Raw genomic sequence first — 7,926 nt, 5'->3', positions numbered from 1 at the left:
AACAGCATGGCCCGCGCCTGCTGGGCTTTGGACTTTAGTTCTACAAATCGCATGGTTGGCCGTGATGCCGCTTCAACGATGGCTTCGGCGTCTGCAACATCGTTCTTTTGTCGTTTGACGAAAGGCTTCACGTAGTTAGGCGCAATCAATCGCACGGTATGTCCAAGCTTCTCAAACTCACGGCCCCAGCTATGCGCAGTCGCACAAGCCTCCATCGCAACAGTGCATTCCGGCTGTTTGCTCATAAACGCAAGAAGCTGAATGCGTGTCAGTTTTTTGCGAAAAATAACCGTTCCATTGGCGCAAGCCCCGTGAAGTTGAAACACACGCTTTGCAAGGTCTATGCCGATCATAGCGACTTCTGACATGGATACTCTCCCTTTGTTGATGCTTTCTGAAACACCATAGTGGCACATTACGATGCCGGTTGGTCGGGGGCATCCACGCCATCAACAAAGGAGATTGACTATGGGACTGAGACGGACGGGCGAATTTCGCCAAGATGCGGTGCGTATCGCGCTGACCAGAGGGCTGACACGCAAACAGGTGGCTGATGATCTTGGTGTCGGTATGTCGACGCTGAACAAGTGGATCACGGCACACCGAGACACGGACGTAGTGTCGAATGAGGATTTGGGACTGGCTCAAGAGAATGACCGGCTTCGGCGCGAGAACCGCATTCTCAAGGAGGAGCGGGAGATCCTAAAAAAGGCCACGGTGCGTTGACCGCCAGACAAGCGCAGCGCCGTCGACAGGTTTCTTCGCGAGCCAAAAGCCGTGAGGTTTAAGTTCATCGAAGAGCACCAATCTACGTTTTCCATTGGCCGGATGTGCCATGTCATGGATGTCAGTCCACGCGGCTTGCGTGCGTTCCGCAACCGCCCTGCCAGCCGTAGGCAGCGATCTGATATGGTGACGTTGGCGCACATTAAAGAACAATCTCGTCTCAGCCTGGGCAGTTACGGTCGCCCACGAATGACTGAAGAGCTGAAAGAGATTGGCCTGAATATCGGCCATCGCCGTGTCGGGCGTTTGATGCGCCAAACCTGCTTGATCGGAACTTTACAGCGGATCAACCAAACCAGAAATGGGCAGGTAACATCACGTATATCTGGACGCGTGAAGGCTGGCTGTATCTTGCTGTGATCCTGGACCTGCATTCTCGGCGCTTGATTGGCTGGGCGGTCAGTAACCGGATGAAGCGCGACTTGGCGATCCGAGCTTTGAATATGGCCATTGCATTCCGAGCGCCACCAAAAGGCTGTATCCATCACACTGATCGTGGCAGCCAAGGCGGATTCAACCGGTCGTCGCAACACCCCATTTTAGGAGGTGTAAATGACCAAGACCGGCCGACGAAAGTCCGAACGCTCGATCCGGGGCAAATTGAACTCGCTAGGTAGGCCACCAGTCTGGCAACGTGAGAACTTGTGCCGGTTCTGGCGGAGCGTGGCCGCAGGCTATTCTAGTGAGGTCTCTGCCATCAAAGCAGGCGTTTCTGTTCCTGTTGGACACCGGTGGTTTAGGAGTTCTGGCGGAATGCCTCCCACACATCTTTCACCCTCGGCCACAGCCCTGACGCGCTGAAGTGAATAGCCCCTAGATTTGTAGACGCCTTGCTTGGTAATTTTGGAACCAAGGAGAGACGGATATGAACAAGGGAATACGGTTTACGGACGAGTTTAAGCAGGACGCTGTGGCGCAGGTTGTCGAGCGCGGCTACGCGGTCAACGAGGTGGCTGAGCGGCTGGGTATCAGCACCAAGTCGCTGTACACGTGGAAGTCGCAGTTTGCGAAGTCGCCACGCGCCAGATCAGAGGTGGCCGATCAGGCTGCTGAGATCCGGCGGTTGAAGCGAGAGCTGGCGCGCGTCACTGAGGAACGCACAATCTTAAAAAAGGCGACCGCGTACTTCGCGCGAGAGTCTCAGTGAGGTACGCGTTTATCGAGGCTCATCGCGCAGAGTTTTCAGTGCGCTCTATGTGCCGGGTGCTGATGGTACATTTCAGCGGGTTCTATGCATGGCTTAAAGAACCGTTAAGCCCGCGTGCGAAGGAAGACATGCGTCAAACCGATCTGATCCAGCAAGCTTGGGCTGACAGCGGCAAAGTCTACGGCTACCGCAAACTGCACGATGATCTTTTGGATCAAGGCGAGACCTGCTCAGAGAACCGAGTTGCACGTTTGGCCAGTCCCACAGGTATTACGGCACAGATTGGGTCCAAACGCCGCCCCGGTCGATATGGTGGCAAGCCTGCTGTAGTCGCTGACAATACGCTGGATCGACAATTTGAGGTCGATGCCGCTGACATAGTTTGGGTGACCGACATTACCTATATCAGAACGCATGAAGGGTGGTCATACTTGGCTGTCGTCATTGATCTGTTCTCAAGACGTGTCATTGGGTGGTCCATGCAATCACGTATGACGACAGACCTCGCGTTGCAGGCACTGCTGGCTGCCGTTTGGAGGCGCAAACCACAGACCAAAGTTATGATCCACTCCGATCAAGGCTCCCAGTTTACCGGCACAGAGTGGCAATCGTTCCTTGGCAAGCACAATCTGGATGCCAGTATGAGCAGGCGAGGAAACTGTCATGACAACGCTGTCGCGGAAAGCTTCTTCCAGCTCCTGAAACGAGAACGCATTCGGCGGCGGACCTACCTTACACGTGACGCAGCAAGGCAAGATGTGTTCGATTACATCGAGATGTTTTACAACCCGACACGCAAACACACCAACAACGGCATGTTGTCACCTGTTGACTATGAAACAGAACAGAAGAAAATGAACGAGGCAGGTGTCTAGGAAACTAGGGGCACCTCAACCATCTTCCGGAAGACTTATGAGGAATTGGTAGATATCTTCAGTTATGCTCTTATTTCTTCTGTGCTTATGCTTGACGCTATAGGTCGCGTCAGGAAGCTCTTCGTCCAGAAAACCCTTCATATCGGTCATGTATTTCAGGAAGTTCTCTGACGTCACAGGAATATTTTTTTCTTTCAGCATTTTTAAACCGGAGGAATATCTTGCCTCTTCGGCCCCGCCAAATACACGATACTGTATGCCGTACAGATTGGGACCTGCACGGCCTCCATGTCTCAGAAAATTGTTGCCGTTTGCATCAATAACCGAATGACAAGAAACGCAGTTATTTTGTAAAATATCTTGACCCCGAGGGATCTCTTTACAGGACGCACCGGGTATCACGAAGAATCCGGAACATTTTGTGACAAGATCGAGATCATCATTTGCGGCCACAGGGTCTGATATTGACATCAGGCTCGCGGTCAGGACGCTGATTAAAACTGGTTTGATCATTGAAGGACTCCCTACAGTTTGCTTGTGTTTAAAAGGGCAGGGTGGGTGCCTATAGGGTTTGTGGCGCTCCGCCCCCTAAATATCAGTAAGCACAGACAGAGGCGCGCTCATTGACCCAGCACCCCTCTTCGCGCAACAAGACGCCGAGTGGGTCATGGGCATGTCTGGCGTAAGGTTCACCGTTCCAGTAGCCATCAGCAATCCCTGCGTCTTGGATTATGACATAGGCAAAATATTTGCCGTTATAGGATGAAATAACAAAAGAACCGTCACTCCCGTTTGGAGAGAATTTACACCGCCCCCGGATCACTTCTTCGGCCTCAACAACCAAAAGGCAATCAGATTCACGATCTTCACCTGATTGAGCGATAGCTGGTGTTGTCAGTATCATCAGGCTTATCAGGGCAGCAAAAAAATTATGCATTTCATCTTACCTCATTCATAAATCGTATCGTTCAGATTAGCAGTCGTCTTGCGTTATTTGATACTGTGCAATTGTTCGGCCCGACGGTGCTGTATAAATCAATTTGAGTATAGCGCCGCGCTGTAAATCTGTTTCCAGCATATCTGGCGCACAATATTCGCTTGCAAGCATCTGTTTGAAGTCAGGACGTAACTCGATATTCTCTCTATCAATGTCGTATGTCATCGTCACAGTATGACCGTCAGCCTCGATCGATTTAAAGACGGTAATATTGTCAATGCGCAGAGGGAGTTCTCGTGAAGATAGGGCAGCTTCATGTGCGAGACTCTCTTGCAAAGTCATTTTTTCCTTTAATGCGGTCGTAAATTCAGGTCTCTGTGAAGACGCATTCTTTTCAGCTATATCTTCGCTGATTATTTGTAATGCAGAAGAAAGGCTTAGGGCAAAAATGCCACAAATCAAAAGAACCGGGTCCAACACAAAACGGCTTAGAGTGGGCCGGCTGACCTTATAGCTTTCACCGCGTTTAAACATCAGCCATAGATTGACCAAGGGGATAAAAGCCATCCAAGCATTGCTCGTCGTTCCATCAATGTCATTAGATCTTGCAGCAGAAAAATAATACAGTGCGGCACCAAAGGCGACGTAAATGAGGAGCAATGTGACGCCCAAAATACCAAGAAGGCCTGCTTCTAAGGCATAGGATGTCAGCAGCCATCCAAACTGTAGTGCCGTTAAGGCGATATAGCAGAGCACATAAGACCAGAAATACGAAATGCGTCGCATTTGTGTTTTGATTTTAAAAATCCTCGCACCAATGAGACCCCCAATAAAAATGAGCGCGAAGTTGATGATAATTATCATAGCTTCATCGAGAAATACGTAGCTCAGTATTAAATGTTCCAAAATAAACCTGACTTATGAATGTTTGCATGCGCTTTTCGCATTGATAACACTGTTAATAATTTTACGCATCAAGGGAAACTTGACGGTTTATCTCTGCCTGCTGTCGCGTGAACTCTAAAATCTATCAGGCACCCGTAAGGCTAACATACCAAAACCATAGGCTTTATGGCGGCCAACACCCTGAACCATCATTTTATATAAGATCTCCGGGTCAGTGACCACCATCGTGCCTTGAAATATTGCGGACGGTATCATGAGGGGGCGCTTCTTGCGGCTTGTCTTATAATATCCAGATTGAGTCACGCGGATTGATTTCACATCAGAGGACGGCGCTAAACGCGCGGTCAGCCAGTTTGCATAAGACACTTCACGGTCGACTGACTTTCCGTTTTTCTTATCATGTAAAAAACAGTCCATTTCCGTTTTCGCCCTGCCATTCCTGGCCACAGGAACGACTTTGATCTCGAAGCCGACTGACTGCCCAGATTTTGGAATATAGATAGGCATCGCCAAGATTGGTCCTTTGATCATCGATTGACTGTCCGGATCGGCAGCCATGTTCACCATGTCTTGAAGCTGCTCCGCTGTCTTCTCTGTGTAGCCATTTAAAATACCACCGCGCCCACCGATTTCGCGAAACCTCAATCCAAGCCAAGACACCCGTGACTTTCTCGACATCTTTAACGCCATTACGGCACAGTTTGCCAGCAGTCGCACTCAAGCCACATCGATAGGGATAAACCTCACGAACTTATTTTTCTTAGGGAGTGTTTGAATTGTAAGCTCGTGCTTCAAGCTCAGTTGAACGAATTAACGGCTCCAAGCCCTGCGGGTTCCAAACGGTTATTACCCGCAAACCCAAGGCAAAATCGAGCCCTTTCGGCAGATTGCTTTGCAATCGCCTGCCGGCAATGGATGGCATCAAACCCTGAAGAACCGGATCTTGCTTGAAAACTACTTCCTGCCGGGTGACCTCGAAGCTCAAATCGAAGCCTTCGTCGACCACTACAATCATGAGCGCTATCACGAGAGCCTCAACAACGTCACACCCGCCGATGTTTACTTCGGACGCGACAAAGCCATTCTACAACAAAGGGACAGGATCAAACGAAAGACGCTCGAAACGCGACGCTTGCATCACAGACAACGTGCCGCATAATGCAACCAACCAGATGAGCCGAACTCTCTCTTAGTTTAAGCCGCCTTTAGTGCCAAAAACCCTGACGACGGACAGTCGTCAGTCCTTTTCGAACTCTATCAAACCCGAGAGAGGTGAACGCGTGACGACTGTCGTGTCTGACACCGTTTGAATACGCTTAAGGTAATGGTTGGGCCTGTATGGCCCAACCAAATCTCATAATAGTTATTGCGGAGCTGCAGCCTGGGCGTTGATCATCGCGCCAAAGGTCTCCCAGTCCCCCATGAAGCCGACAAAGGCCTGCATGATAGGCATAGGCGTCGGAGGCGTGGCCATAAAGTAAGCCCCGCCCTGCTTCGCACCAGAGAGCCAGGATTTGATTTTTGCAGCCTTATGTGGACCAATCATACCCTCAGCCATGGCTGGGACATCTGAGTAGATATCAAGGCCTGCAGTCTCAGCAATGAAGTCACCAAGACCTTCATCTAAAAGTTCTACGCCAAGGCCGGAAACAGCAATTGGAGCTGACATCATCAAGGCAGAGGGATGCATGTTCTCAAAGCCTGGATCAAGCTCAGTCATAATCACAGAGAGACCAAGACCCAGATTAACAACGCCTGGTGATGTGATATTGATGTTTGTGTCAACATTTTCATCGCTTTTTTGCGTATCCAAAGTTATGTCCAAAGTGCGACCCATGGAGAGGATCGGCAGTCCCGTCATGGCCTGAGGCATCTGACCGGTAATCTGCACGCCATCGAGAGCGAAAGACCCACTGGCATCCCCTTTGCGCATTTCATTCCACATCTTGCCCATCATCGCCATCGTAAGAACGTCTTCAATTTCAGTTGCGCCGACTGACTCTGCATGGTCGGCCAGAGCTGCCATAAATCCGGCTTCAATAACGGCCGCCATCAATGAGGCGTCATTTTTGGTATCCATGTAAAGGCGATCTACACGCAATTGTTCCACACCGCCCATTGAGAACGTCATGCCGTTGATTTCGGCGGAGGCTGTATATTCATCATCGAGATTTCTGGGCGCGACTTCCGTGAAGGCTGAAGCGTACATATCCATTTTGATCGCATCGGCACCAAATGAAAATCCATCACCGTCATCAAAATTCACATCAGATAAGGCTGTTGTGAATTCAAGGATACAATTATCCGTTGCATCGATGATGTTATACGACAGTGTTAAATTGCCAAAATCAAACGCGGTATCATCACCGGAAAAATAACCCTGCGTTGCGCTGAGTGAAAGAGGAAAGTCAATTTCAGAACAGGTGGTGCGATCAATCTTGCCGTTGATTAGGTCTTCATAAAGATCGCCCTCAGGTAGATTGGATATGCCTTCAGTCCAAGCTGGGTTGAAAAGACCCTCAAGCGTATCGAAGGTTCCTACAGAGACCCCATCTTCTACTAATGAAACGCCTGTCATGGTCATGCGGACAAGGTCATCAAGCGGGCTCAGTTTGAGTTCAGAGATCGTCGTGATTTCCCCATTTGTGATGATCTCGAGATCTTGGTAGATCTCTACACCATCAACGATGGTCTCAGATCCGATCTTGTACTGTGAGTCTTCAAAAATATTTTCAAACAAGGGACCCGACAGGGCGGGTGTAGCTACTGCGGCCAGTAAGCTGGCCGCACATAATGTAATTTTCATTCAATTTTCTTTCAACGGCAATATTTATAACTCCAAGTATAATATTTTAGCCTTTTTCGCAAAGCCGAAAAAGGGTGCCTTCGATACCTGTAGATACCGGAAATCTCAAATTGAGCATACACGGTGACCTGCGCCCCTAAAACTCCTCCAGATTTGTGTAGAGTCCGCCCAACAAAAGGACGGACAAATGAAGGCACGATTGTTGGCCGAACAGATCATTGCGATGATCAAGGAGCAGGAAGCTGGCGAGAAGACCGCTGATGTGTGTCGGCGGCACGGGATCAGTTCGGCGACGTTCTATAAATACAAATCGAAGTATGGCGGCATGGAGCCGTCTGACGCGAAGCGGTTGCGAGCGTTGGAAGACGAGAACGGCAAGCTGAAGAAGCTGTTGGCAGAACAGATGTTGGACAACGCAATGTTGCGAGACATCAATTCAAAAAAATGGTGACGCCCGTTGGAAAGCGGA

The 7,926-nt window shown here is 49.8% G+C and carries 7 protein-coding genes and 4 pseudogenes; 5 read left to right on the top strand and 6 right to left on the bottom strand.

All coding sequences use genetic code 11. The annotated features are described in order from the left end of the window. Nucleotides 1-368, bottom strand: a 368-nt coding sequence (locus BM025_RS18570) for an IS110 family transposase (protein WP_139204614.1), incomplete at its 3' end; no start/stop codon positions are given. Nucleotides 369-468: 100 nt separating this feature from the next. Here BM025_RS18570 and BM025_RS18565 point away from each other — a divergent pair. The 3 genes and pseudogenes from BM025_RS18565 to BM025_RS18560 form a co-directional block, all read left to right on the top strand. Continuing rightward, nucleotides 469-1,292 (top strand): annotated as a pseudogene (locus BM025_RS18565) (DDE-type integrase/transposase/recombinase); the annotation flags it as partial. Nucleotides 1,293-1,338: 46 nt separating this feature from the next. Continuing rightward, nucleotides 1,339-1,578 (top strand): annotated as a pseudogene (locus BM025_RS19790) (IS30 family transposase); the annotation flags it as partial. A 73-nt stretch (nt 1,579-1,651) separates the two neighbouring features. After that, nucleotides 1,652-2,808, top strand: a protein-coding gene (locus BM025_RS18560; protein ID WP_370738069.1) for an IS3 family transposase whose coding sequence is annotated in 2 segments (ribosomal slippage) — nt 1,652-1,889 and nt 1,889-2,808 — 1,158 coding nt in all. Because the reading frame shifts where the segments join, the coding sequence is not laid out codon by codon here. Between the two features lie 15 nt (nt 2,809-2,823). Here the strand turns inward: BM025_RS18560 and BM025_RS18555 are convergent. From BM025_RS18555 to BM025_RS18540, 4 genes are all read right to left on the bottom strand, one after another. Next, the gene (locus BM025_RS18555) at nt 2,824-3,321 is read right to left on the bottom strand and encodes a c-type cytochrome (protein ID WP_085850860.1); all 498 of its coding nucleotides are present in this window, start codon (nt 3,319-3,321) and stop codon (nt 2,824-2,826) included. 82 nt (nt 3,322-3,403) lie between these two features. Beyond that, entirely contained in the window at nt 3,404-3,712 is a 309-nt protein-coding gene (locus BM025_RS18550) for a hypothetical protein (protein WP_139204613.1), read from the bottom strand. 69 nt (nt 3,713-3,781) lie between these two features. Then, a complete protein-coding gene (locus BM025_RS18545; protein ID WP_085850862.1) occupies nt 3,782-4,609 on the bottom strand; it encodes a hypothetical protein in 828 nt (275 codons plus the stop codon). Nucleotides 4,610-4,765: 156 nt separating this feature from the next. After that, nucleotides 4,766-5,329, bottom strand: coding sequence for a type I-E CRISPR-associated protein Cas6/Cse3/CasE (locus BM025_RS18540; protein WP_170842242.1), 564 nt, complete (start codon nt 5,327-5,329; stop codon nt 4,766-4,768). Nucleotides 5,330-5,498: 169 nt separating this feature from the next. Here BM025_RS18540 and BM025_RS18535 point away from each other — a divergent pair. After that, nucleotides 5,499-5,810: pseudogene (locus tag BM025_RS18535) on the top strand (integrase core domain-containing protein); the annotation flags it as partial. A 204-nt stretch (nt 5,811-6,014) separates the two neighbouring features. Here BM025_RS18535 and BM025_RS18530 read toward each other — a convergent pair. Then, a complete protein-coding gene (locus BM025_RS18530) occupies nt 6,015-7,391 on the bottom strand; it encodes a hypothetical protein (RefSeq protein WP_139204612.1) in 1,377 nt (458 codons plus the stop codon). Nucleotides 7,392-7,644: 253 nt separating this feature from the next. Between BM025_RS18530 and BM025_RS18525 the strand changes: the two are divergent. Next, nucleotides 7,645-7,902, top strand: a pseudogene (locus BM025_RS18525) (transposase); the annotation flags it as partial. Between the last annotated feature and the right edge of the window lie 24 nt (nt 7,903-7,926).

Origin of the sequence: Pacificibacter marinus, assembly GCF_900109555.1 — a bacterium.
Classification (GTDB): domain Bacteria; phylum Pseudomonadota; class Alphaproteobacteria; order Rhodobacterales; family Rhodobacteraceae; genus Celeribacter; species Celeribacter marinus_C.
This window is presented reverse-complemented; position numbering and strand designations above follow the sequence as displayed.

Bases quoted from the DNA above. Each gene is read 5' to 3' on its own strand.
- BM025_RS18555 (WP_085850860.1), bottom strand. From the start codon at position 3,321: ATGATCAAACCAGTTTTAATCAGCGTCCTGACCGCGAGCCTGATGTCA.
- BM025_RS18545 (WP_085850862.1), bottom strand. From the start codon at position 4,609: ATGATAATTATCATCAACTTCGCGCTCATTTTTATTGGGGGTCTCATT.
- BM025_RS18550 (WP_139204613.1), bottom strand. From the start codon at position 3,712: ATGATACTGACAACACCAGCTATCGCTCAATCAGGTGAAGATCGTGAA.
- BM025_RS18540 (WP_170842242.1), bottom strand. From the start codon at position 5,329: ATGTCGAGAAAGTCACGGGTGTCTTGGCTTGGATTGAGGTTTCGCGAA.